This window comes from Gelidibacter sp. (assembly GCF_053579655.1).
The window spans coordinates 14,864-40,160 of sequence record NZ_JBMDWE010000008.1 but is presented as its reverse complement, the minus strand read 5'-3'; the positions used below and the strand labels follow the sequence as shown (position 1 = coordinate 40,160).

Annotated in this window: 25 protein-coding genes and 1 pseudogene; 15 read left to right on the top strand and 11 right to left on the bottom strand. The window is 37.5% G+C overall.

The annotated features are described in order from the left end of the window. Positions 1-3 precede the first annotated feature (3 nt). The 3 genes from rnc to pyk all read left to right on the top strand — a co-directional run bounded on the left by rnc (position 4) and on the right by pyk (position 2,802). On the top strand, positions 4-750 hold the full coding sequence (gene rnc / locus ACOH2D_RS06005) for a ribonuclease III (protein WP_348038179.1): 747 nt from the start codon (positions 4-6) through the stop codon (positions 748-750). 126 nt (positions 751-876) lie between these two features. Next, positions 877-1,356, top strand: a complete 480-nt coding sequence (locus tag ACOH2D_RS06000; protein ID WP_348038177.1) for an IPExxxVDY family protein — start codon at positions 877-879, stop codon at positions 1,354-1,356. 3 nt (positions 1,357-1,359) lie between these two features. Continuing rightward, positions 1,360-2,802, top strand: coding sequence for a pyruvate kinase (pyk, locus tag ACOH2D_RS05995; protein WP_348038175.1), 1,443 nt, complete (start codon positions 1,360-1,362; stop codon positions 2,800-2,802). A 241-nt stretch (positions 2,803-3,043) separates the two neighbouring features. Here pyk and dinB read toward each other — a convergent pair whose 3' ends face one another. After that, positions 3,044-4,153 carry a DNA polymerase IV gene (gene dinB, locus ACOH2D_RS05990; protein WP_449534684.1) on the bottom strand — a complete coding sequence of 370 codons (1,110 nt, stop codon included), beginning with the start codon at positions 4,151-4,153 and terminating at the stop codon, positions 3,044-3,046. 43 nt (positions 4,154-4,196) lie between these two features. Here dinB and ACOH2D_RS05985 point away from each other — a divergent pair, with 43 nt between their 5' ends. Both ACOH2D_RS05985 and ACOH2D_RS05980 read left to right on the top strand, forming a co-directional pair. Beyond that, positions 4,197-4,856: an NAD(P)H-binding protein gene (locus ACOH2D_RS05985; RefSeq protein ID WP_348038895.1), complete on the top strand. Its 660-nt coding sequence runs from the start codon at positions 4,197-4,199 to the stop codon at positions 4,854-4,856. Next, positions 4,849-5,331 carry a CYTH domain-containing protein gene (locus tag ACOH2D_RS05980; RefSeq protein ID WP_348038893.1) on the top strand — a complete coding sequence of 161 codons (483 nt, stop codon included), beginning with the start codon at positions 4,849-4,851 and terminating at the stop codon, positions 5,329-5,331. Before ACOH2D_RS05985 ends, ACOH2D_RS05980 begins: the two co-directional genes overlap by 8 nt. Before the next feature lie 140 nt (positions 5,332-5,471). Here ACOH2D_RS05980 and ACOH2D_RS05975 read toward each other — a convergent pair whose 3' ends face one another. Further along, positions 5,472-5,867, bottom strand: coding sequence for a heavy-metal-associated domain-containing protein (locus tag ACOH2D_RS05975; RefSeq protein WP_348038891.1), 396 nt, complete (start codon positions 5,865-5,867; stop codon positions 5,472-5,474). 215 nt (positions 5,868-6,082) lie between these two features. Here ACOH2D_RS05975 and ACOH2D_RS05970 point away from each other — a divergent pair, with 215 nt between their 5' ends. Continuing rightward, positions 6,083-6,961, top strand: a complete 879-nt coding sequence (locus ACOH2D_RS05970) for a DMT family transporter (RefSeq protein ID WP_348038889.1) — start codon at positions 6,083-6,085, stop codon at positions 6,959-6,961. Positions 6,962-7,015: 54 nt separating this feature from the next. Here the strand turns inward: ACOH2D_RS05970 and ACOH2D_RS05965 are convergent, their stop codons facing one another. Together ACOH2D_RS05965 and ACOH2D_RS05960 are read right to left on the bottom strand one after the other, a co-directional pair. Next, positions 7,016-9,091 carry a M16 family metallopeptidase gene (locus ACOH2D_RS05965; protein WP_449534683.1) on the bottom strand — a complete coding sequence of 692 codons (2,076 nt, stop codon included), beginning with the start codon at positions 9,089-9,091 and terminating at the stop codon, positions 7,016-7,018. Positions 9,092-9,118: 27 nt separating this feature from the next. Next, complete coding sequence (locus tag ACOH2D_RS05960) at positions 9,119-10,438, bottom strand: M16 family metallopeptidase (RefSeq protein WP_449534682.1); 1,320 nt, start codon at positions 10,436-10,438, stop codon at positions 9,119-9,121. A gap of 191 nt (positions 10,439-10,629) precedes the next feature. On the opposite strand from ACOH2D_RS05960, the gene ACOH2D_RS05955 reads away from it, so the two are divergent. From ACOH2D_RS05955 to rpmA, 4 genes are all read left to right on the top strand, one after another. Then, positions 10,630-11,118, top strand: coding sequence for a DUF4199 domain-containing protein (locus ACOH2D_RS05955; RefSeq protein ID WP_348038880.1), 489 nt, complete (start codon positions 10,630-10,632; stop codon positions 11,116-11,118). A 191-nt stretch (positions 11,119-11,309) separates the two neighbouring features. Continuing rightward, positions 11,310-11,468, top strand: a complete 159-nt coding sequence (locus ACOH2D_RS05950) for a P-loop NTPase family protein (RefSeq protein WP_449534681.1) — start codon at positions 11,310-11,312, stop codon at positions 11,466-11,468. Positions 11,469-12,088: 620 nt separating this feature from the next. Beyond that, on the top strand, positions 12,089-12,751 hold the full coding sequence (gene rplU / locus ACOH2D_RS05945) for a 50S ribosomal protein L21 (RefSeq protein ID WP_348038876.1): 663 nt from the start codon (positions 12,089-12,091) through the stop codon (positions 12,749-12,751). 41 nt (positions 12,752-12,792) lie between these two features. Continuing rightward, complete coding sequence (rpmA, locus tag ACOH2D_RS05940) at positions 12,793-13,053, top strand: 50S ribosomal protein L27 (RefSeq protein WP_348038874.1); 261 nt, start codon at positions 12,793-12,795, stop codon at positions 13,051-13,053. A 112-nt stretch (positions 13,054-13,165) separates the two neighbouring features. On the opposite strand, the gene ACOH2D_RS05935 is transcribed toward rpmA, so the two are convergent. From ACOH2D_RS05935 to ACOH2D_RS05920, 4 genes are all read right to left on the bottom strand, one after another. Further along, positions 13,166-14,935 (bottom strand): MutS-related protein, encoded by a 1,770-nt coding sequence (locus ACOH2D_RS05935; RefSeq protein ID WP_449534680.1) that lies wholly within the window; start codon positions 14,933-14,935, stop codon positions 13,166-13,168. Between the two features lie 76 nt (positions 14,936-15,011). After that, a complete protein-coding gene (locus ACOH2D_RS05930; protein WP_449534679.1) occupies positions 15,012-15,758 on the bottom strand; it encodes a succinate dehydrogenase/fumarate reductase iron-sulfur subunit in 747 nt (248 codons plus the stop codon). A gap of 11 nt (positions 15,759-15,769) precedes the next feature. Further along, positions 15,770-17,767, bottom strand: coding sequence for a fumarate reductase/succinate dehydrogenase flavoprotein subunit (locus tag ACOH2D_RS05925; RefSeq protein WP_449534678.1), 1,998 nt, complete (start codon positions 17,765-17,767; stop codon positions 15,770-15,772). Positions 17,768-17,779: 12 nt separating this feature from the next. Next, positions 17,780-18,451, bottom strand: a complete 672-nt coding sequence (locus ACOH2D_RS05920; RefSeq protein ID WP_348035823.1) for a succinate dehydrogenase cytochrome b subunit — start codon at positions 18,449-18,451, stop codon at positions 17,780-17,782. Between the two features lie 156 nt (positions 18,452-18,607). Here ACOH2D_RS05920 and ACOH2D_RS05915 point away from each other — a divergent pair. Continuing rightward, positions 18,608-18,994 (top strand): annotated as a pseudogene (locus ACOH2D_RS05915) (M24 family metallopeptidase); the annotation flags it as partial. A gap of 92 nt (positions 18,995-19,086) precedes the next feature. Here the strand turns inward: ACOH2D_RS05915 and ACOH2D_RS05910 are convergent. Next, on the bottom strand, positions 19,087-20,409 hold the full coding sequence (locus ACOH2D_RS05910) for an aspartate kinase (protein WP_449534677.1): 1,323 nt from the start codon (positions 20,407-20,409) through the stop codon (positions 19,087-19,089). A gap of 102 nt (positions 20,410-20,511) precedes the next feature. Here ACOH2D_RS05910 and ACOH2D_RS05905 point away from each other — a divergent pair, with 102 nt between their 5' ends. Then, on the top strand, positions 20,512-21,168 hold the full coding sequence (locus tag ACOH2D_RS05905) for a hypothetical protein (protein ID WP_348037954.1): 657 nt from the start codon (positions 20,512-20,514) through the stop codon (positions 21,166-21,168). Here the strand turns inward: ACOH2D_RS05905 and brnQ are convergent. Continuing rightward, positions 21,146-22,429, bottom strand: a complete 1,284-nt coding sequence (gene brnQ, locus ACOH2D_RS05900) for a branched-chain amino acid transport system II carrier protein (RefSeq protein ID WP_449534676.1) — start codon at positions 22,427-22,429, stop codon at positions 21,146-21,148. The two genes, ACOH2D_RS05905 and brnQ, sit on opposite strands and share 23 nt — an antisense overlap. Positions 22,430-22,508: 79 nt before the next feature. Between brnQ and ACOH2D_RS05895 the strand changes: the two genes are divergently transcribed. The 3 genes from ACOH2D_RS05895 to ACOH2D_RS18265 all read left to right on the top strand — a co-directional run bounded on the left by ACOH2D_RS05895 (position 22,509) and on the right by ACOH2D_RS18265 (position 24,224). Beyond that, entirely contained in the window at positions 22,509-23,285 is a 777-nt protein-coding gene (locus ACOH2D_RS05895) for an alpha/beta fold hydrolase (RefSeq protein ID WP_348037950.1), read from the top strand. A 62-nt stretch (positions 23,286-23,347) separates the two neighbouring features. Further along, complete coding sequence (locus ACOH2D_RS05890; RefSeq protein ID WP_348037948.1) at positions 23,348-23,593, top strand: DUF1660 family phage protein; 246 nt, start codon at positions 23,348-23,350, stop codon at positions 23,591-23,593. 376 nt (positions 23,594-23,969) lie between these two features. Next, entirely contained in the window at positions 23,970-24,224 is a 255-nt protein-coding gene (locus ACOH2D_RS18265) for a DUF1660 family phage protein (protein WP_510172134.1), read from the top strand. Here the strand turns inward: ACOH2D_RS18265 and thiL are convergent. Next, positions 24,218-25,267 carry a thiamine-phosphate kinase gene (gene thiL / locus ACOH2D_RS05885; RefSeq protein WP_449534675.1) on the bottom strand — a complete coding sequence of 350 codons (1,050 nt, stop codon included), beginning with the start codon at positions 25,265-25,267 and terminating at the stop codon, positions 24,218-24,220. The genes ACOH2D_RS18265 and thiL overlap by 7 nt on opposite strands. Between the last annotated feature and the right edge of the window lie 30 nt (positions 25,268-25,297).

Below are 25,297 nucleotides of genomic sequence, written 5' to 3'. Positions count from 1 at the left end.
CGAATGAATTACATTCGTAACATATTAAATTCCCGTTCTAATACTGACGGGAATTTTTTTTTGCAACTTCAAAAAATCCTAGGCTATAAACCTAAGGATAAGGATCTTTATGTCAAGGCGTTCACCCATCGTTCTATGAATATTAAGGACAAAAATGGGGTGGCACTTAATTATGAAAGACTTGAGTTTATTGGAGATGCTATGCTTGGTGCTGTTATTGCGGCTTACCTTTATAGCGAAGTGCCCGAGGGCGATGAAGGCTATTTGACAAAAATGCGTTCAAAAGTCGTAAGCCGGGAGCATCTTAATGAATTGGGGAAAGAATTGAAGCTCATTGATTTTGTCGAATCAAAAATCCCTACAAGCAATTTTGGAAGCAATATTCACGGGAACCTTTTTGAGGCCTTGGTTGGTGCGGTTTATTTGGATAAAGGCTATAAGCAATGCGAGAAATTCATCAACAAGAACGTCATCAACAAACATATCGATATTGAAACCCTTGAAGGGAAAGTCATCAGTTACAAAAGCTTGTTGATTGAATGGTGTCAAAAGGAAAAAAGTACTTTTGATTTTAATGTTTATGAAGACACGGGCAACGATAATATTAAACATTTTTCAGTTAAGCTATCCATTGATGGCAAAGTAATTTCAAAAGCAAGAGCGACCTCCAAAAAGAAAGCGGAAGAAAAGGCTGCTAAACGTGCTTTTTTCGCTTTTCAAAACAGGATAAATAGAGCTTTTAAGGAATAGATTTATTGCTTCTGATAAAAGTTACTAACTACAACGATTTCGAGTGGTCTGCCTGTTAAGAATATTCTAAACTTCATATTATACTTGGGATAAAGTGCTATCTTTACACTTCACGTTAGTATCACTATGGCGTTACACAAACTACTTGTAGACGATTTTTATGACGCTTCCTATTCGCTTTTAGCCATTCATTGTAGGTTGGAAGATTACAGATTAGCATATCTTCTCAATAAACATTTAAAACTAAACTTAAAGCGCCAACCTCAGGATTTGGACTACAGGTATTTTGCAGCGACTTATTCTATTTATGAATGGAATGATGAAGAACATTTTGCAACGTGGCATATGGTGTCTAACGTTTGTAAAAAGGAAGAAGATAGCTTGCAAAGCTCAGGTTCATTATTTTCGACTAATGAAAAGGTCCTGAAAACATACCACTTGTTACCAGAACTGAAAAATGTCGATTATTTGATTAAAATTTCAAATGATGACCGTTACTTTGATGAAAAGGAGATGCTTGAAAAAATTCAGGCGATTCCTCAAATTATAACTACTTACACAATAGACGTAGACCAATTAAAGTCTAAGGAAAATTTAATTTTTTGATTAATGCAAAAACGAAAAAAAACAAAAATAGTAGCCACACTAGGACCGGCTACAAGTACTAAAGCGGTATTAAAAGCAATGCTCGATGAGGGCGTGGACGTTTTTAGAATCAACTTTTCACACGCTGATTATGCCGATGTGGAAGAACGCGTCAATATGATTCGTGAACTCAATGATGAATTTGGATACAATGTCGCCATTTTGGCCGACTTACAAGGTCCGAAATTACGTGTGGGTGTTATGAAGGGCGATGTTATTGTCAATGAAGGCGATGAAATCATCTTTGCTACCGGTAAAAAGTTTGAAGGCACAAAAGAGCGTGTCTATATGACTTATGACCGATTTCCTCAAGACGCAAAACCAGGCGAACGCATTTTACTTGACGATGGAAAATTGATCTTTGAAGTGGTTTCGACGGATAAAAAATCCGAGGTTAAAGCCCGTGTCATCCAAGGTGGTCCATTAAAATCGAAGAAAGGCGTCAATTTACCAAACACCAATATTTCTCAGCCAGCCTTGACAGAAAAGGACATTGAAGATGCCATTTTTGCAATTAAGTTGAAAGTGGATTGGATGGCTTTATCTTTTGTGCGTCATGCTGAAGATTTAATGCAATTGGAAGAGTTGATTAAAAAGCATAGTGATCACAAAATTCCGATCATTGCGAAAATAGAAAAACCAGAAGCCGTTGAAAACATTGATAAAATAGTGGCTCATTGTGATGGTTTAATGGTGGCACGTGGCGATTTGGGTGTGGAAATTCCTGCAGAGGAAGTGCCATTGATCCAAAAGGAATTGGTATTACGCGCTAAACGTGCCCGTATTCCTGTAATCATTGCTACGCAAATGATGGAAACGATGATTACGAGTTTAACGCCAACACGAGCAGAAGTTAACGACGTTGCCAATTCCGTTATGGATGGTGCTGATGCCGTGATGCTTTCTGGAGAAACTTCGGTTGGACAATATCCTGTTCAGGTTATCAGACAAATGAGTAATATCATTAAAAGTGTTGAAGATTCGCCATTGATTAAAGTGCCGCAATCGCCTCCTCATATTCGTACCAAACGTTATATTACGAAGTCTATCTGTTATCATGCGGCTAATATGGCCAATGAAATTAATGCCAAAGCGATCTCAACCTTGACGAATAGTGGGTATACGGCATTTCAAATTTCAGCATGGCGACCAAGTTCACATATTTTAGTGTTTACGTCCAATAAACGCATTCTAACACAACTGAACTTGCTTTGGGGTGTTAAAGCATTTTTCTATGATAAGTTTGTCAGTACAGATGAAACTATTGAAGATGTGAATGCGATTGCATGTAAAAAAGGTTATTTGGAAACTGGAGACATGCTCGTGAGCTTAGCAGCAATGCCTATTCAAGAGAAGGGAATGGTAAACACCTTAAGAATTACTGAGATTACTAATTGTAGTTTTTAGAGTTCAAAAGTTTAAAGCATTTAGCTTTTAAATATACAAACCTCATAGTCTTTCAATGGCTTTGAGGTTTTTTGTTTTTGATTTATTGCAGAAATTACCAGTGAGATGAGTTTTTGAAGTTTCAACCTTTGAGACAATTGTTCGGCTTATAAAGTCGCGGATTAGCAAATGGATCTTAAAGATTATAGTGGGGATAGTGGTTCTGAATACAACGCCATTACATTTAAATACAGTTTGCGCTTTAAAAAGAAAATTTTAATTGGACATTCACACTTTTTTCTGGTTGAAGTTTCGACTTTGATTTTGGGTCTTCAGTATTCAAATTAGATAATGAAATACCCAATAATCTTACAGAATTGTTCATCTTTTCTTGGTATAGCAAATCTTTCGCAGTTTCAAGAATAATATCTTTATTACTGACAAAATAAGGCAAAGTTTTACTTCTGGTTTGTAGCGTGAAATCGCTATACTTTATTTTTAAAGTCACTGTTTTTCCCGAAACTTTACTTTGTTCCAAGCGTTTTGCGACTTCTTTGGCGATTTTTTCTAACTTTTCGAGCATAAAGATTTCGCTGGATAGATTTTCATTGAAGGTGCGCTCGGCAGCCAATGATTTCCGGATGCGGTTAGGCTTAACCGCACTATTGTGGATGCCTCTAACAAGCTGGTAATAATAGCTGCCTGATTTCCCAAAATGCTCTTCAAGATAGTCCAAGGTTTTTGATTTCAAATCGCTTCCCAGAAATATCCCCAATTGGTACATTTTATCTGCCGTGACCTTTCCTACGCCATGAAATTTTCGGATATCCAATGTCTGCATAAACCCTAAAACTTCTTCTGGATTAATCGTCTTTTGACCGTTGGGCTTGTTATAATCGCTGGCAATTTTCGCTACAAATTTATTAACCGATATCCCTGCGGAAGCGGTCAACCCAACTTCTTTGAAAATACGTTCTCTGATTTCTTGAGCAATTAAGGAAGCGCTGTGATTTCCTTTTTTGTTCACAGTGACATCCAAGTACGCTTCATCCAACGAAAGTGGTTCTACCAAATCCGTATAATCTAAAAAAATGGATCGGATTTTATTAGAGATTTCCTTATACCGATCAAAACGTGGAGGAACAAAAATCAATTCGGGACAATTGCGTTTGGCCTGCATACCGCTCATCGCACTGCGCACTCCAAATTTTCGCGCTTCGTAACTTGCCGCAGCCACAACACCGCGTAATTCACTTCCGCCCACGGCAAGTGGTTTACCTTTAAGTTCAGGATGGTCCATTTGTTCCACAGATGCGTAAAACGCATCCATATCTACATGAATGATCTTTCTTATTGGTAAATCGTTTGGCATGCCGTAAATTTATGACATCTTAACGGAACAAAATCTAAAAAATATGGCAAAATCAGCGATCGTTTTGGGCGCAACCGGACTTACTGGAAACATTTTGTTGAAAATGCTTTTGGACGATCTGCGATACAGTGATATTATTGTTTTTGGCAGAAATAGTTGCAATATCAAACATCCTAAATTAGAAGAATATATTATTGATTTATTTGAATTGGAACATTATGCCAGTAAATTTAAGGCCGATGAAGTATACTGTTGCATTGGAACGACAAAGGCTAAAACCTCAGATAAGGAGATTTATTTGAAGATCGACTATGGTATTCCTGTTGCTGCGGCAAAGTTGTGTAAGGCAAATGGGATTGATACATTTATAGTTATTTCGGCTTTGGGAGCTAAAAAGAAGAGTAAGGTTTTTTACAATAGAGTTAAAGGTAAAATGGAAGCTGCGGTATTAGAGCAACAGATTCCGAATACCCATATTTTACAGCCGTCATTAATCACAGGTAATCGTGAGGAATTTAGATTTGGCGAATCCTTTCTTAACTTCCTTATGACTGTTTTTAAACCCATTTTACATATTGGAGACTTGAAACGCTATCTTCCCATTCATCCAGAAACGATTGCCAAATGTATGGTGTGGTTGGCAAATAACACGTATAATTTAGAACGCATAAAATCAAAAAAAATACAGGAATTAGGTGAGTGAATTAATTGAAATAGAACGTAAGTTTTTAGTGTTATCTGACGCTTTTAAATCTGAAGCTTTTAAAAAAACACGGATTGTTCAGGGTTTTTTGAATTCTGATATAGACAGGATTGTAAGAATCAGACTAAGAGACAACGACGGATTCTTGACCGTAAAAGGCAAACCTTCTGAAGATGGATTGTCACGTTTTGAATGGGAAAAGCAAATCTCTAAATCCGATGCGGAAGCGCTTTTGAAGTTATGTGAAAAAGGCTTGATCGATAAGATACGGCACGAGATTAAATGTGGAGATCACGTCTTTGAGGTTGACGAATTTTTTGGAGACAACGACGGACTGATTGTCGCTGAAGTTGAGCTTAAGAATGTGTCCGAAGTTTTTAAGAAGCCGGATTGGTTGGGTGTGGAAGTTACAGGTCAATCAAAGTACTACAATTCTCAATTAATAATACATCCCTTCACGGCCTGGCCAAAGTAATTCAAAGTCAAGTAGGATTTAAGCAGTTTCAAAGAGAGGATCCTTGGGATTTGTATTATAAAAAAGCCACTATTGACTAAATAGTGGCTTTTTTATGGATATTTAAAGAGTTAATCTTTACTACAATCTCGTTGATCTTGCTAATCTTGAGAAAATGCATCAACGGTTTTCATGTCCTTAACACTGTAGGCGTCTCCAATTGATTCTACAGCCTCTTCAAGAGCGATTGGTGTTACTTTGGCGTTGTCATATTCCACCATGGCTAAACGTCTGTCAAAATCAACGACAGCTGATTTTACGCCTTCCATTTTGGCTATTTTCTTTTCAATAGTTTTGGCGCAACCCATTTGGCAGGTCATTCCTTCAATTGCAAATTCAGCTTTTGCGTAGGTCGCATTAGGATCCATTTGTTTTTCTGAAACAGTTGTTGGTTGGGCCATTTCAACTGTTTTTATTTCTGGTTGTGCACTGTCTTTACAGCTCACTGAAAATAATGCCAGGGTTGTAAGCAGGGCCAAAGTCTTTAATGTTTTCATATGTAGATATTTATTGTTTTTTAACGGTTATATGGAATTCGCAAATCTTCTTTCGTGTTTGTGGCCAAATTTTTATCATGCTCATTTCATAACTTAAGATAGTTAAAACTCCAATTGAGTTATCGATTATTTAAATAGTGGTAAATAACAAAATTAAGAAATATTCACGTTGTTTGCACGCAGAATATATATTAAAACCTGACGAGACTTAAAAGATGAAAGGAATACCAGTGAAATGGTTTTATCTGATAGCGCTTGCCTTCGTTTGGGGCAGCACTTTTATATTGATGAAAAAAGGATTGATGGGGATGGGGCCTTATCAATTGGGAGCGTTGCGAATTGTTTTAACAACCTTGTTTCTATTTGTTTTTGGCTATAAGGCAATTCTACATATAGAAAAGGCTCAGTGGAAGTGGCTATTGGTGTCTGGATTTATAGGTTCTTTTTTCCCTGCTTTTTTTCTAGCACTTGCAGAAACTCAAATAGACAGTTCGGTGGTTTCGATTATTAACTCTTTAATGCCCTTAAATACGGTGTTGTTGGGATTTGCGATTTTTGGAATCGCTTCTACCAGACGCCAGGTTGCGGGAGTCATTGTCGGATTTATAGGTACCTCATTACTCATTTTTAAGGGCGCAGAACTTCATCCCAGTCAAAACTATGTATACATATTGTTTGTAATACTCTCCACAGTAATGTATGCTGCCAATGTTAATATCATTAAGCGCTATCTTCAGGATGTGAAACCTGTGTATATCGTCATAGGCAATTATATGACTATTTTTATTCCGGCATTGTTGGTACTGTATTGGTCAGAATTCTTTACGGAAAGGACCTATGCACACCCCGATTTCAAGATGGCTATTTTTTATGTTGCTATTCTTGCTGTGTTTGGCACTGCATTGTTAAAGGTGTTGTATTATAAGCTTATTCAGATTTCAACCCCGGCATTTTCATCCTCTGTGACTTATTTAATTCCTTTGGTAGCCATAGTTTGGGGGTTGTTGGACGGCGAAAGTTTTAATGCCATGCAAGGACTTGCTGCTGTCATCATCTTAGTAGGCGTGTTTTTATCGCATAAAAGTGAGGCATAAAAAAAGTCTGAAGTTTTATGCTTCAGACTTTAATTTATTATACTCATTGACTTCTTAGTTGAAATCAGCTTCAGTCACACCATTATTAACTTTCACGTTGGTCACGTTCATTTTAATGATTTGTGGTCCAGTAGTCACTGACATACTATATGGAAACAAAATATCATTCACCGGGGAGTAATTTCCGAAATCCTGAATAGTTGTAAACAATTGTCCTTGCATTTTCGCTGTTTTTTCAATTCTTACTAAAAGTCCTGATTTGACGTCATAATAACGGTAAGAATCATCTCCAACTGCAGTTACTTTTACTTTGTAAACATCACTACCATCAATGCTGGTAATGCTTTCTAAAGTTAAAAACGATGGGTCATATTCCAATTCAGGAAAAATTGAGTTTTCTGCTTTTTGGTCTGCAACCTGCTCTTCTGAAAGAGGTTGTTTTGCCCCTTGTTGTTCGATGTAACCCGCAGTGCCATTGAATTTTTGCTTCATGACCACGCCCATGCCTTCGATAGACATTTCCATAGAGGTTTTGTTTGGTGCCATCGCTTTCAACTCACCTATAGGAGAAAAAGGCATGCCTTCAATAGTTACGTTTGCAGTAGTCCAAACTGTTTTTACAGTTTTTGCTTTGTCTTTGCCTCCAACGGCCTTAAAGTAAGCATCCATTACGGTTTGAGTCGTAACGCCAGCAGGGATTGGTTTTGAAAATTCAGGTTTCGCTACCGGGTTTGCGAACGTATCAAAATACAAGATTGGAATCCCTGTTTTTTCTAGATTCTCTAAAACATCAGCACCTTTACCAACTACGACAATACGTGCGTTCTCTGGTTTAAAATACTTGTTAGCCACACGATTCACATCGGCAGCAGTCACTGCATTTATTTTCTGCAAATAAGTTTCGTAAAAATCTTTTGGCAAGTTATTTAACTTGATGTTTAAAGCATAACGTGCCACAGTTTGAGGGTTTTCCAAAGCCAATACGAAGTCGCCTACATATTTGGCCTTTGCATTTTTAAGATCGTCGTCACTTACAGGTTCTAATTTTATACGGTTGATTTCTTTCAATGATTGAACTACCGCACTGTCTGTAACCATGTTTCTTACTGCAGCACCAGCAGAAAAACGCGACACATATTTGTCGGCACCCACTCTAGAGCCTGCACCGTAAGTATAAGCGTGTTTTTCACGTAGGTTCATATTAAGGTAGCTGCTGAAACCGCCTCCTAAAATGCTATTGGCAATCAAAATGGCGTGGTAATCTGGATCACTCATTTTCAAAGTGACGTTGTTTGTCAATGAAATGTTAGACTGTACAGCATTAGGCATGTCCACAAAGTTTATTTGTGTGTATTGTGCATTTGGATTAGCTTCAGGAACAGTCGTTTGGATTTCTATTGATTTTTTCCAGTTTCCGAAACGTTTCTCGATTTGAGATTTGATCTTTTTGAAATTAACATCACCCACAACAACTAAATAAGCATTGTTCGGATTGAAGCTCTTTTCGTAAAAAGCGGTGACATCTGCAAAAGTGACGTTATTAACAGTTTCGGTAGATACAAATTCGCCATAAGGATGATGAACGCCATAAGACAAAGCATTTCCTACGCGACTAGCTACGGCATCCACACTTTTTTCTTGTGATTTTAAACCTTCAATGAGTCTTTCTTTTTCCTTGTTAAATTCCTCTTCAACCAATAACGGGTGCATAGCAGCATCAGCCATTAGTTCTAATATTCTCTCCGAATATTGAATGAGTGAACTCGCATAAGCCCCGGACGAATTGAAGCTTAAGCGTGCGCCCAAGAAATCAATTTCATCATTAAATTTCTCTTTTGAGATCGATGTTGTTCCATTGCCCATCATTGAGCCAACCAAACTTGAAACCCCAGCTTTAGCGCCTTCTGTTGATGGTTTGTTATCGATGGTTAAGCTAAAAGAAACTCTTGGCAGTTTATGGTTTTCAACAACCATCACTTTCATCCCATTTTTAAGGGTAAATTCCTGTGGCGATTTTAAATCGATTTTTGGAGCAGGTCCAGGTTGTGGTTGTTTAGAACGGTCAATTTGTGCTTGTGCAGAAAAAGCCAGAAAAAACACCATTAAGAACGCTGATATATAAGTTTTCATATGATATACTGTTTTTTTAAATTTTTATTATTGGTTATCCTTATTTGGAAGATACTCCAGCTCAAGACGTTGATTTGGACTTAAATATTTTTTGGCAACATTTCTGATTTCTTCTCTTGTGATGGTTCGGTAGATGTCAATTTCAGTATTGATAAGGTTCACATCGCCTTTTAGCAAATAGTTGGTCGCCAAATTCTCAGCAATACCTTCAACACTTGAATTGGAATTGACATATTGGTTTTCAAATTGGTTTTTAAGTTTTTGGTAATCTCTTTCAGAAATTAAGTCCGTTTGAAGTTTTGCGATTTCCACATCCATTTCAGCCAATAAACTGTCCAACGTTACATCTCCTAAAGGCAATGCTAAAATTGCAAATACACTATAATCCATTTGTCCAAGATTAATAGCCTGTGCCTGAAGTGCCATTTTTTTCTCATCTACAAGTTTTTTGTAGAGTACAGAACTTTTTCCGCCGCTTAAGTAGCTAGAGATCATATCCAAAACATACGATTCGCGTTCTTTAAATCCTGGCGTACGGTAAGCCGCGATAATTGCAGGGATTTGAATGTTATTATCATAAGCTTTGGCCTTAATGGTTTGAGTGATAGGCGTTTCTTTAGGGAAGTTTCTAACTGGATTCTCTCCTCTTGGGATCGGGCCAAAATAATCTTTGACCATTTTCTTGGTCTTTGCTTTATCAATGTCGCCCGCAACGACTAACACCGCATTACTTGGTACATAATATTTTTTAAAGTAAGCGTTGAATTCTTCTAAAGTAGCAGCATCCAAGTCTTCCATTTCACCAATGAGTTTTTCTTTGTAAGGATGCACTTTGAATAAGTTCTCTCCAATTGCAGAAAGAAATCCGCCATAAGGTGCGTTGTCCATACGTAATCTTTTTTCTTCCTTCACGACCTCATTTTGAGTATCGACGCCTATTTGATTAATGATGGGGTGCATTAAACGCTCAGATTCCATCCATAATCCTAGCTCTAAACTGTTGGAAGGGAAAATTTCGTAATAATAAGTTCTGTCTTGAGACGTGTTGGCGTTGTTGGTGCCTCCATTTGAAGAAACAACAGTAAACCATTCGCCACGACCAATATTTTGGGTGCCCTCAAATAAAAGATGTTCAAAAAAGTGAGCAAAACCTGTTCTGGAAGGTTCATAATCTTTTCCACCGACGTCATACATAACTGAGGTAATTACTACGGGAGCTGAATTGTCTTGATGAAGAATGACATGTAAGCCGTTGTCTAAATCAAATTCTTCAAATTCGACCTTTTGCGCATTGGCAAAATTGCCAAAAAGCAACAAAGCAGCCAGAGAGAATAAGCATTTTTTCATTATGTGTTATTTTAGGAATTAATTAATATTTATTATTAGTAGTGGTATAGATGTATATGTTACAAATACTGACAAAAATAAGAAATGATTATACTATTTAGCTAAAATCTTCATAAACAACCTCTAAAAATGTTAATAATCGAAATTTTTTCACGAATTTTAAGTGTCGAACAGTTTAAAAAGCAAAAATCATGAACCGATCCTTGTCAGTAGCATTAAAATATGGGCTTATTATTACCGGTTGTTTAATTGCCTATTTTTTAATTTTAAGATTATTTAATTTACATACTAGTATTTGGTTTCGAGTAGCCAATGGACTGTTTATGGCCGCGGGGATTTATTTTGCAATAAAAACTTATAAAGATAAGTACAATGCCGATTTTACGTATGTGGATGGTTTTAAAACAGGACTGCTCACTGGGTTTATTGCTACAGGATGTTTCACGCTTTTTATGGCTATTTATATGTTCCATCTGGATAAGGAATTTGCCCATAATATAATTAAACATTGGTTTAACAGTGGCGATCAAGGTGGTCCTCTTTTGATTCTTATTATCATAATGGAGGGGCTTTCATCAACTGCAATATTGACCCTGACTTTCATGCAAATTTTTAAGAAAAGCGATCATATTGGCCAACAAGAGCATTTAATTGATAATAATCCAAAAGCTAAGTTGTAGATAATTATCATTTATTTGTAGATCAAACCCAGAACTTTGAAGCAAAATCTTGTACATTTTGGAATTTTATTATCCAATTCGGTCAATAAAAAAGCTTTTATAAACACTAATCTATCCAGCGAGCGTCATGGGGCCTTAGTCGTTTTAAATAACTATAACGACGTTCTGTTTTCTGATTTGACCATTGCTCAATGTATAGAAAAGGAGCACCGGCTAGTCTTGAAATTTCCAAAGCTGAAAACCGATCATTGCATACCTTTTCTTCTGGCGAACGTCGAAAATTGTTATTGGAATATTGTTTAGAACAAAAACCAGACTATATCATTTCTGATATCCCTTTGATCATTTAGATTAGCGATGACGAAAAGAGTTGTCAAAGCAGCTTACGGAGTTGTCAAGGTCTATTTCCATAATTCAATTGTCAAGTCGGGAAGAAGTGCTTTTGCCCTTTATAAATAAAAAAGGCTATTTGAATTACAGTTCCTTAGAGATTTCAATAATTCCAGAGTCTATACCAATCTCCAAATATAACAGCGATTGGTGTTGATTGTTAGAGCATTGATTAAATAGTCACCTTTATTGATATTGGATGAACCTTTTGAAGAGCTTGATCAAAAAAAAACCAATTTGGTTGCGCGATTAAATAAATACTTTAATAGAGAACACTGAAATAACCATGATCTGTTTTTCCCATATTGTGGAGAAGTCATTGGTCCCATATATAGAAATTAATACTTCAAAAAATCAGTTCTGAGGGAAGAATAAAATCTTAATTTTAATAAAAAACCTCTCTAGAATTCGTCTTCGAGAAAAAGAGAGAGGTAGAGCATTTTTATTCTTTAAGCTAAATGTTATTTTATTTTTATAGAATTATTCAATTCTCTAGGCGAAAAACGTTTGTAGTTTAATTATTTAGGTGTATATTTGCACCCATTTTATAATAAAAATTAACTAATTTAAACGTTACGCTATGTACGCAATTGTAGAGATAGCAGGGCAACAATTCAAAGTTGAAAAAGACCAGAAAGTGTTTGTTCACCGTTTAGCAACAGAAGAAGGAAAGACAGTGTCTTTCGATAATGTTCTTTTAATTGCTGATGGTGATTCTATTACTTTAGGCGCCCCAGCTATAGACGGAGCTCTTGTAGGAGCAAAAGTCTTAAGTCACCTTAAAGGTGATAAAGTTATCGTTTTCAAGAAGAAAAGACGTAAAGGTTACCGTGTGAAAAACGGACACCGTCAAGCTCTTACTGAAATCGTAATTGAAAGCATTGTTGCTTCAGGAGGAAAAAAAGCAGAAAAAACTGAAAAAGCTAAACCAGCTAAAGCTGAAAAAGCGGCTCCAGTAAAAGCAGCTCCAAAAAAATCGGCAGCAAAAGCTGACGATTTGAAAAAAATCGAAGGTGCAGGTCCTAAAGCGGCTGAAGCATTAGTTGCAGCAGGTGTTGATACATTTGCTAAAGTAGCAGCTATGAAATCTGAAGATTTAAGCACTATCCTAAGTGAGGCAAGCTCAAATTTGGCACACATCGTAACCGATACTTGGCCAAAACAAGCTAAATTGGCTGCAGATGGTAAGTGGGATGAGTTGAAAGTTTATCAAGACAAATTGGACGGTGGAATTGAAAGATAATTTCAATCCATTAAAGTATAACAATATAAAACCTTAAGACAATGGCTCATAAAAAAGGAGTAGGTAGTTCTAAAAACGGTAGAGACTCAGAATCGAAACGCCTTGGTGTGAAGATTTTTGGTGGACAAGCTGCTGTTGCGGGAAATATCATCGTAAGACAAAGAGGCAATACACATCACCCAGGTGAAAATGTGTATGGTGGAAAAGATCACACTTTGCATGCACAAGTTGATGGTCTAGTGAAATTCACAAAGAAAAAAGACAATAAGTCTTATGTATCAATTGAACCGTTTGACGTTTAATTTTTACAGATTCTTTTAATAGATAGAAACCCTTTCTGGCAACAGAGAGGGTTTTTTGTTTGGAGGCTTTTCAGACCTGACAGGTTTTCAAAACCTGTCAGGTCTTGTTCATCTAAATAATCTGCATTTTCTTTAATAAAAAGCTTGCGTTCATATTTTTGCAAACGCCGGTTTTGAAGGTATAATCAAAATAGAGTTCGTCATTGATGATTTCGGCATCAAAGTAATAGTTTTTTACTTCTTCAAGTTCGTTTTCAATCTCACACAAACTTAAATCGTGAGTGGCGATGATTCCGGTGGCGTGGGAAGCCACTAGTTTTTCTACAAATTTGCGCGATCCTATGGCTTTGTCTGTACTATTTGTGCCTTTTAGGATTTCGTCCAAGATGATAAAGTAGGATTCTTTTTGAATCGCATCTACGATGAATTTTAAGCGTGTCAATTCCGAAAAGAAATAAGAACTATCATCCGTAAGAGAATCGCTCGTGCGCATGCTTGTAATCAGTTTTACGGGATTGTAGGCACTTGATGCTGCACAAACCGGCAGGCCAACATTGGCCATAACAATATGTAGCGACACCGTTCTTAAGAATGTACTTTTACCAGCCATATTAGCGCCTGTAACAATAAAGAATTGTTCATTCTCGATGGTTAAATCGTTATCTACGCGCTTGGCTACTTTTAACAATGGATGTCCTAAATCTTTTGCTTTGATAACGTCTTTGTCATCCGTGATTTTTGGAAAGACATAATGTGGATGATTAAAAGCATAATTTCCTAGACTATTGTACGCATCGAAAAAAGAAACGACTTCAAACCAGTCTTCTACTTTATGTCCATAGGCTTTGATCCACTGCTCAACTTTATAGCTGTTTTTTAAATCGGTTAAGAAATAGCCATTTCCGAAGATGGCAGAAATAAGATTGTTTCGGTTATCTAAAGCATCTAAACTTTTGGATAATTTCCCAAAGATGACGGATGCTTGTGCCGATTCTGATTGAATCTGTTTTTGTTTGGCGGTTAACAATGTGGAAGAGAACTTCTGTTTTTCAATTTGGTCCAGCAGTAAAGCGTATTGTTTAAAGGTTTGTTTGACCTTATCGGTATGCGTTGATAAGTCGTTGATTTTTTTTAAATAGGCTCCGGTAATGACTAAGCCCAATAAAAGCCAATAGCCTAAAAATCCAGCACTCAAGAGGTCAAGAAAGAAGAAGGAAAATATAATTACAGTTCCACCCAAAAAAGCGTAAGGTAACCAGGTCATGATTTTTGGTAAAAACGACTTGTTATTCTTTAGCCAATTAATAATGGTGCTTGCTGAGGTTTCTGCCTTGATTAAACTGGCCGTGGCGGAATATAATTGGCGCCATTCGGGATTGGAAGCGAGTTCTTGGATGGCTTCTTGGCGTTGTACAATGTCGTTGACATTATTGGCCTTTAAGGCATCGGCTAATTTTTGAGAACCTTCATGAATAGAAGTTCTATTAATGAATTGAAAAAAGGAGCCCCGACCAAATAAATCGATATCCAGGCTGTAATAATGCATTGGATCTTGAAATGCTAATCCGTCAGGGCGATTGTGAAAATTTCCATCAGAAATCTCTAATTCTGTTTGGTTGATAGCTACTAAGGCCAATTTTAACCGTCGTTCGGCTTTAATATTGGTGTATTTTGTAAGTAGCACTATAAAAACACCGATACCGATAACAGCAATTGCAACTGAAATTTGCCAATTGGTATAGGTCATATAAATACCAAATGCCGTGAATAGAAATACTAAAAGCCGAAGAATGCTAAGGAGCGTCATTCTTTTGTAAAGTGCTGATACTTCTACTTGATAGCTGTCTAGATGTTGTTGGTAGTATGTGTTTGGGGTGTTCATTTTCTTAATTTGAAATTCAAAGAAACAAAAAATCCCAAGTTTTCACTTGGGATTTAAGATTTTATTATGGGATTTGTTAGCCTTTTAGACTGGCTGACAAATACTCACGGTTCATACGTGCAATGCTTTCAAGCGTGATGCCTTTAGGACATTCTACTTCGCAAGCTCCTGTATTGGTACAGTTACCAAATCCTTCGTCGTCCATTTGTTTCACCATATTTAAAACACGGTCTGTTGCTTCAATTTTTCCTTGAGGTAATAAGGCAAATTGAGAGACTTTGGCAGCTACAAATAACATGGCCGAAGAGTTTTTACAACTCGCCACACACGCACCACAACCAATACAGGTTGCTGCTTCAAACGCTGCATCGGCATCGTGTTTGTTAATTGGAATAGTGTTAGCGTCGATGGTGTTTCCAGAAGTGTTTACTGAAATAAATCCACCTGCATGCTGAATACGATCAAAGGAACTTCTATCCACTACCAAGTCTTTGATGACAGGAAATGCATTGGCTCTAAATGGTTCAATATAAATAGTGTCTCCATCTTTAAACATACGCATGTGCAATTGACAAGTCGTGATGCCCGTATCAGGTCCGTGTGCTTCGCCATTGATAAAAAGTGAGCAGGTACCGCAAATGCCTTCACGACAGTCATGGTCAAATGCTACTGGCTCTTCACCTTTGTTGATGAGCTCTTCGTTTAAAATGTCCAACATTTCGAGGAAAGACATATCGCCTTCAATACCATCAATTGGATAATCGACTATTTTTCCTTTGGTGTCAGCGTTTTTTTGACGCCATATTTTTAAGGTTAATTTCATAACGTTCCTTCTTATTTATAACTTCTCTCTTTCACTTCAATATTCTCGTACACCAATTCTTCTTTATGAAGGACAGCGTCTTTTGGTTCGCCCTTGTATTCCCATGCCGCAACATATTGGAATTCTGGACGTCTTAAGGCTTCACCTTCTTCAGTTTGGTATTCTTCTCTAAAATGGCCTCCTGCGGATTCTTCTCTTTCAAGCGCATCTTTTGCGAAAAGTTCACCTAATTCTAAGTAGTCAGCAACGCGCATTGCTTTCGCTAATTCTTCGTTGTATTCATGTTGAACTCCAGGAACTCTCACTTCTTTCCAAAATTCTTTACGAAGTGCTGCAATTTCAACGATCGCTTCTTTTAAACCTTCGGCGTTACGAGCCATTCCACATTTGTCCCACATGATCTTTCCAAGTTTTTTATGGAAATGGTCAACAGAATGTGAACCCTTATTATTGATCAAGTGATCCAAACTGTCTTGGATGTTCTTTTCTGCCTCGTCGAATTCAGGCGTGTTTGTTGGAATTGCGCCCGTTCTAATATCTTGAGCTAAATAGTCGCCAATAGTATATGGTAATACAAAATAACCATCCGCTAAACCTTGCATCAATGCCGATGCTCCCAAACGGTTGGCACCATGGTCAGAGAAATTGGCTTCTCCAATAGAATATAATCCAGGAACGGTGGTCATTAAGTTGTAATCTACCCAAAGTCCGCCCATGGTATAATGTACCGCAGGATAGATCATCATTGGGGTTTCATATGGGTCTTGATCCACGATTTTTTCGTACATCTGGAACAGGTTGCCATACTTTTCTTTGATGACCTCTTGACCTAATTTTTTGACTAATTTGGCATCGTTCTCATCCAAACCTCTAATATGAGCACGCTCTTTTCCGTAACGTTCAATAGCTGAAGCGAAATCTAAGAAGACGGCTTCACCAGTTTTGTTTACACCATATCCTGCATCGCAACGTTCTTTTGCTGCACGAGAGGCCACATCACGAGGCACCAAGTTTCCAAAAGCTGGATAACGACGTTCCAAATAGTAATCTCTATTTTCGTGAGGAATATCTATTGGTTTTAATTTCCCGTCTCTAATAGCTTGAACATCCGCCATGTTTTTTGGTACCCAAATACGTCCGTCATTACGAAGCGATTCAGACATCAAAGTCAATTTTGATTGATGCTCTCCAGATACTGGAATACAGGTTGGGTGAATTTGTGTATAACATGGGTTTGCGAAAAATGCACCACGTTTATGAGCTTTCCAAGCTGCAGTCACGTTACTTCCCATGGCGTTGGTGGAAAGGAAGAATACGTTTCCGTAACCTCCAGATCCAATAACCACAGCATGCGCCGAATGACGCTCAATTTTCCCCGTAACTAAATCTCTTGCGATAATACCTCGGGCTTTTCCTCCAACAATAACGACATCCAACATTTCGTGTCGGTTGTACATGGCAATCTTTCCACGACCTATTTGACGGTTCATGGCAGAGTAAGCGCCTAATAATAATTGTTGACCTGTTTGTCCAGCGGCATAAAATGTACGGGACACCAATACACCTCCGAAAGAACGGTTGTCCAAAAGACCTCCATATTCACGAGCAAAAGGAACTCCTTGTGCCACACATTGGTCAATGATATTTCCTGATACTTCTGCTAAACGATACACGTTAGCTTCACGGGAGCGGTAATCGCCACCTTTTACAGTATCATAAAATAATCTGTAGGTGGAGTCGCCATCACCTTGATAGTTTTTTGCAGCGTTGATTCCTCCTTGTGCAGCAATCGAGTGCGCACGACGTGGAGAATCCTGAAAACAGAACGCTTTTACGTTATAACCCAATTCTGCCAACGTTGCCGCAGCAGAACCTCCTGCCAATCCTGTTCCAATCACGATAACATCAATGTTACGTTTGTTGGCTGGATTGACCAGATTTATATGATTTTTATAATTAGTCCACTTATCTGCAAGTGGACCTTCTGGTATTTTAGAATCTAAAGCCATATTAGATGTTTTTTAGTTGAAGTGAAGGTAGAGAGCGATGAAAATAAATCCTGCTGGGATCAATATTGCATAAGCTTTACCAAATCCTTTTAATCCTCTTGTATATTTATTATTGGCACCTACCGACTGAAATGCGGAGCTGAAACCATGTAATAAGTGTAATGATAAGAACACAAAAGCAAGGCAGTAAATCGCCACACGCCACCCGTCTACAAATTTATGATGTAAGTGCTCATAATAACGGTAATCGCCACTTGGGAGTAATCCAGACATGTCGCCATTAATGAATTTCACATTGATTTCTGGAAACCAAAAATCGTAAAAATGAAGACCTAGAAAAAGAAAGATAACACCACCGGTGTAAATCATGTTTCTGCTCATCCAAGTAGAATTGGCACTGCCGTTATTCTTGGCATAAGCAATGGATCTTGCCTTTTTGTTTTTTATTTCCAATACGAAGCCCATCACAAAGTGAAAAAGCACACCGAAAATTAAAATGGGTTGCGCAATATATTGTACCACCCAATTCGTTCCCATGAAATGGGAAACGTTGTTAAAAACGTCTGCACTAAACACTGAAAGGATGTTAATTGCAAAATGTTGTACTAGGAAAATCATTAGGAAGAATGCTGAAAGTGCCATGGCAAACTTTCTTCCAACTGAAGAATTAAAAATTCCGCTCATCTTTTGAAGTTAGTTTATTGTGCCGCAAAGATACGTCTCAAACGTTTGAAACCCAAAAAATAGATTTAATTATACTTATTTGGAATGAGTTTAATTAAAAAATAAGTTTTATAGTATCCAAATTCCTTCAGATGCTATGAGTTTGTATTATATAATGCTTCGAAAATGCTGATTCTAGGAATGATCTGTGAAGACTACCATATAGAAGTTAGAAAAATCATGACCTCACAATTGTTAGGTTTGAAATTATTGGATAAGGCCGATGTTCAAAATGAGAATAAAGAGTGGCCAGCATACAACAAGTACTTTATGCATGGTACAAGTCACAACTTGGGCTTAGATACGCATGACTATGGAATTTTAACCGAGCCCAAGCAAGCCAATATGGTGTTTACCGTGGAGCCTGGTATTTATATTCCTGAAGAAGGCTTTGGTATTCGATTGGAAGATGATTTGGTCATCCAGAAGAAAGGAGAGCCATTTAACTTGATGGGCAATATTCCTATTGAAGCGGAGGAGATTGAAGAATTAATGAATTCATAGAATAAGAGGAAGGCACTTGAAAAAAGTGCCTTCGTTATTGTACTTCAAACCTGAGAGGTTTTCATCCGGAAGCGATGGGACTTTCAAGTTTTTTATGCCGGCACCAAATCAAAGACATAGCGATTGAGTTTTCTTAAAGTTTCAATCTTGTCGCCCGTATTGATCAGTAAGGAAATATTGTTGCTGCTTCCACCATAAGAAATCATTCTGACGTTGACATCTTGTAAAATTTGGAATAATTTAGGTGTGTCTGGATGGTAAACAATATGGTTTCCCACTAGACAAACTATCGTTCGAAAACTATCAACTTCCACCAACGCAAATTTTTCCAGCTCCGCGACGATTTCATTAAGATTTTTGGTGTCATCAATCGTTAGTGATATCGCAATTTCTGAAGTTGTGATCATATCAATGGACGTTTCGTATTTCTCAAAAATCTCAAACACTTTTTTCAAGAATCCGTGTGCCAATAACATTCTGGCAGATTTTATTTTAATGGCGGTAATCCCATCTTTGGCGGCAATGGCTTTGATGCCTTCGCCATGGACTTGATTGGTAATCAGTGTGCCATGATCTGATGGCGAATTTGTGTTTTTTAAACGCACCGGAATGTCTAAATCCCTTACAGGCATAACGGTTTGAGGATGTAAAATTTTAGCTCCAAAATAGGCCAACTCCGCTGCTTCGTCAAAACAGAGGTTGGAAATCGCATGAGTTTCTGGGACAAAACGCGGGTCGTTATTATGAAAGCCGTCAATGTCAGTCCATATTTGAACTTCTTCGGCATGTAAAGCGGCACCGATAATGGTGGCCGTATAATCGCTTCCGCCGCGTTGTAAATTTGCGATATTGCCGTCAGCATCCAAACAGATAAAGCCTTGGGTGATGTAAATGTCAGCATTCGGAAGTTCGTTGATGATGCGATTAAAGTTCTGACGGATGTAAAAATTATCAGGTTCGTTAAATTTATCAATGCGCATAAATTCAAGGGAAGGCAGTAAACAAACATTCAGGCCTTCTTGTTTTAAAAATCTATTAAAAATAAAGGTAGATAGCAATTCGCCTTGCGCAACGATTTTATTGGATAAGAAAGTTGTGTAGTTGACATTTACCGATGCTTTAAGCATATCGAAAATAGAATTTATATAAGTGTCCACTTCAGCTCTTAATCCATTGTGATGGATTAATTGACTAACCGTCAACTTATAATTTTGATGCAATTCAGAAATTTGTTCCAAAGCATTTTCTATCTCCTTAAACTTGATGCAATCGGCAATGGTAAGCAAAGCATTTGTGGTTCCTGACATGGCAGATAGTACCACGACTTTGCGCTGGCCATCGTTGATGATGTTTTTGACATTGGTCATACTTTCTATGGACCCAACTGACGTTCCTCCAAATTTTAAAACAAGCATATTTTTAGTTTTTGATGGAGCGAAATTAAACGTAACATATCTTACGACCATAAAAATTAAAAATTTTGACTAATTTTACACAAAATGTTATATAGTTAACAAATGAGAACGATTACAGCTTGTGTCCAAGAGATTTTGATTGCACAACCCTTTTTAGAAGAGGCTTTATCCAGAGGTATTATTAACTATTCTGCTTTGGCCGAAGAACTGGTGGATACTATTGGGGAAATGCTAAAAAAACCGGTTAAATCGGGTGCCATAATGATGGCGTTGCGGAGATATCAACCGCCTATCGATTTTGGGAATTCATTAAAACTCAAGCGCGTCATTCAGAATCTGGGAGATATTACGGTAAGATCAAATTTGACCGATTTCACATTTCAAAACTCGCAAACCCTAAGTCATAGCCATTCCAAGATTTTGGAGCAGATGGATGGTTTTTCTAATGTGTTTTATGCATTTACAAGAGGAATTTACGAAAGCAATATCATCATCTCAACCTCTCAGAAGCACAATGTTCTGAAGAGTTTTGAGGACGAAGTTTTATTGGGAGAAAAGGCGGAGTTGTCAGCCATTACCATTAGTTTGCCTTCTGATAACTCCAAAGTAACCGGACTTTACTATCAAATCTTTAAACGTTTGGCTTGGGAAGGCATCGCGCTCTACGAAGTGGTGTCCACAACCAATGAGTTTACCATTTTGGTAGAGGACGAAGTCGTTGACAAGGCCTTTTCGGTTATGAAGCGTTTGAAGAATTAAATTTTTTATACATATTCAGAAGTACGAACATCAAAATAGACGGTAATACCCAACCGAGATTGAATTTCCCCAATGGGATCACCTCAATGATGGCGTTGATCGTATCTGAAGGCATCAATATTTTTACAAAATCAGGAATGCTGAAAATAAAACTAACGATGACCACGCCTCTAAAAACTAAAGCTGAGGCATATTTCTCCGGAATGATATTCAGTAAGATTAAAATAATGGTAATAGGATAGATGAACATCAGTGCAGGAATGGCGATGTCAATAATAAATGCGACATCAAATTGCCCCATGACGACGCCCAGCAAACTTCCAATGATTGCGGTAATCGTGTAAGCGGTTTGTGAATTTTTAAACACGCCTTTAAAGTAGTCGGCGGTGCCGGTCACAATTCCGACTGCAGTTGTAAAACAAGCTAAGCCAATTAATATACTCAATAAACCAGCACCAGCGCTTCCGAGGGTTTTGTTACCCAAACCGAGAAGCAGTTCTGATCGGCTCACATCAAAAGGGAATTCTGTATTATTTAAGGATCCTGCTAAAATAAGTCCGGTATAGATGATGAAGAGTCCAAAACCGGCCAACAATCCAGATTTGAAAATGAGCTGTTTTTTTTCGGTTGAAGAACCGGGATAATTTAAATTGATAGAGATAATCAAAACGGCACCAACGACCAATGCTGCAACGGCATCAAAGGTTTGATAACCTTCCATGATCCCATCCACCAAAGGCGTATTAAATTGGGAAGGCTGAATCGCGTCGGGTGACGAGAATATGGCAATGCCAATAATGGCCAATAAGATTACAATTATAATAGGTGTTAGGTATTTGCCTAGGAGGTCTAAAACTTTTGAGCGGTTCATTGCAAAAATGAACACTAAGACGAAGTAAATCGTACTCGTGAGTAAGCTACTGCTGTTAAAAAATGGAGCAATAGCCATTTCATGAGTTACAGATGCTGTGCGAGGAGACGGCAGTACAATACAAATTCCGTACACTAACAGGCAGAAGATACTGCTGAAAAGAGGCGATACTTTTTTACCGAAATCGTACATCGTCCCTTGTAATTTGGCATGTGCTATAATTCCAAAAATAGGAATGGCGACTGCCGTAATTACAAATCCGAGGGTTACCAATAGCCAATCTGGGCCGGCGTTGAAACCTAAGTATGGCGGCAATATTAAATTTCCAGCTCCAAAAAACATGGAAAATAAGGCGAAGCCAGTAACGAGTATATCTTTGGTTTTATTCATCTGAAAATTAATGATAATGTGATCGAGCTTTTTACTTCAAGATTCAAACTCTTTATATCTTTGCCGAATATAGTTTAAAATGATTTTAGAATACAAAGACATCCCCGTTTTTTATAATGATGAAGGTCAAGGAAAGGTCTTGGTACTGCTTCATGGTTTTCTGGAAACTTCTGTAATGTGGGAAAATCTGGTTTCAGATATTAAAGATAGCTACAGACTTATTACCATCGATTTATTGGGACACGGACAAACGGGTTGCTTGGGATATATCCACACCATGGAGATGATGGCTGAAGCGGTTGTGGCTGTTTTAAATCATTTGAAAATCAAAAAATCATTTTTCATTGGACATTCTATGGGCGGTTATGTGGCTTTGGCACTTGCTGAAACTTATCCTAAACGCATTGATGGACTTTGCTTGTTGAACTCCACGCCTTTTGCAGATAGTCCAGAGCGTCAAATTAACCGGGATCGTGCTATAAAAGCAGTAAAGCATAATCACAAGAATTTTATAAGAATGTCCATTGTGAATTTGTTCAGCCCAGACAACAGATTACAGTTTGTCGAGGAAATCGAATTTATAAAGTTAGTGGCCATGAAATTACCTTTACAAGGCATTGTGGCCGCTTTGGAAGGTATGAAAATAAGGAAAGATAGAAGTTTAGTTCTGAAACAAATGACTGCTCCCAAAATCGTTCTTTTGGGTGAGAAAGATCCTGTTTTGGAATATGATAGCCTAACTGCTCAATTATCAGTTTTAGGGATTGAAATTAGTGGATTTTCAGGTGGACATATGTCACACATCGAAAATAAAAATGAATTAGCTTACAAAATAATGCAATTCATCGAAAATTAATGTCTTTAGGCGTTTATTTTTGATTTAATTTCGTAAGTTAGGAGCTTCTAACAACTACAGCCATGAAAAAAAACAGTACTGCCCCAGCTCCTATGAAGCTTTATTGCAGCCTTTTTGGTCACAATTACGAAGTTACAAAAAAGGTCACTTCACATGTTAAAGAATACACGTGTAAGTGTTGCAAAAGACAATTGACCACCAACAGTGACGGAGATTTGACAGAGTTGACGCCTAAGTTTCAAGAAATCAATTCTATTTTGGAAGAAATGTATTTACGCAGAATGGAGCGTTCACCAGAAAGTGTTTAGTCCATCGATTTATTAAACGTTAAGATTGACATATAGTTGTGATTTTTATATATTTAGCTATCCTCTAAATAATAATAAAAACTTAATAGCAATTGAAGACCGTTTTTCTGTTCCTTCTTTGGACATAACTCTGTTGTGTATAAATGTGCGAATTGCCATGCTCAAATGACCACTAATAGCAATGTAGAACTTACTCCGCTAACGCCAAAGTTTAAGGAAATCAATTCAACTCTTAAACTTATCCATAAAAAACGAAAATTTAAAGGGATGGAAGGCTTGCTCGTTTTTGAGCACTAATTCTAGTATATAAAATTCGAACTTCTGTTTTCTATTATTTTTAACAAATAGCATATAATCTTTTCGAATAAAATTCGTTTTGATTGCAGTCTCCTTTGTAATCAAATCTCGAGTTTTGAAAAACCTATATTGCAGTTTATTTAATCACAAGTATGTTGTAAAAAACGACATTACTAAGTTCGTCAAGGAATACGTCTGTTTAAATTGTGGGAAAGAATTAACCACGAGCGATCAGGGAAAACTTATTCCATTGACCGATAAAAGACGGGAAATCAATAAAGAGCTAAAAAGTCTCTACAATAAAAGACGTAAACTTAAGCAAAAGGTTTATTGATCCTTTAATGGATTCCAACCTTTGGCAATTAACGGAATAAGCGTCTCTCCGCGCGTTATCAAATGCATCCCGTTTTCTTTTTCAGTCATATAACCAATAACCGTCAAATTAGGATTGCCTTTAATCTTAAGGAAATCATCTTGCGAGATGGTCATTAATAATTCATAGTCTTCGCCACCATTTAAGGCAATCGTGGTGCTATCAATATTAAATTCTTCGCAGGTAGAAATCACTTGTGGGTCGAGTGGAATCTTATTTTCGTATAAGGCAGCGCCTACGTTGCTTTGCTTGCATAAATGAATGATTTCTGAAGAAAGTCCATCGCTAACATCAATCATCGAAGTAGGTTTCACTTTCAAATCTTTCAAAAGTTTCACGATATCTTTTCGAGCTTCTGGTTTTAGTTGACGCTCCACAATGTAGGCGTATGGATCTAAATCAGGCTGATTGTTTGGATTGACTTTGAAGACTTCTTTTTCGCGTTCTAAAATTTGGAGTCCCATATATGCACCACCTAAATCACCAGTGACCACTAATAAGTCGTTCGGTTTTGCGCCACTTCTGTAAACAACATCGTTTTTATTAACTTCCCCAATCGCGGTAATAGAAATAATTAATCCGGTGGTAGAAGAGGTGGTGTCGCCACCAATAACATCCACATCATAAGCTTTCGCTGCAGTTTCAATACCTGCATAAAGTTTTTCAAGAGCTTCTAAAGGGAATCGGTTGGAGATCGCAATCGACACCGTTACCTGCGTTGCATTGGCATTCATAGCATAAACATCCGATAAATTAACCATAATGGCCTTGTAACCCAAATGTTTTAACGGCATGTAACTTAAATCAAAATGCACATGTTCTACCATTAAGTCGGTAGTCACAACTATCTGTTTGGACTTGAATTCTAAAACAGCAGCATCATCGCCTATCCCTTTGATGGTCGATTTCTGGTTGATCTCAAAATGTTCGGTCAAATGCTCTATAAGGCCAAATTCGCCTAATTCACTAATGGAGGTACGCGTCTGATTTTTATCTTCTATCATACTGCAAATTTAGGGATATGGCTGACAAAA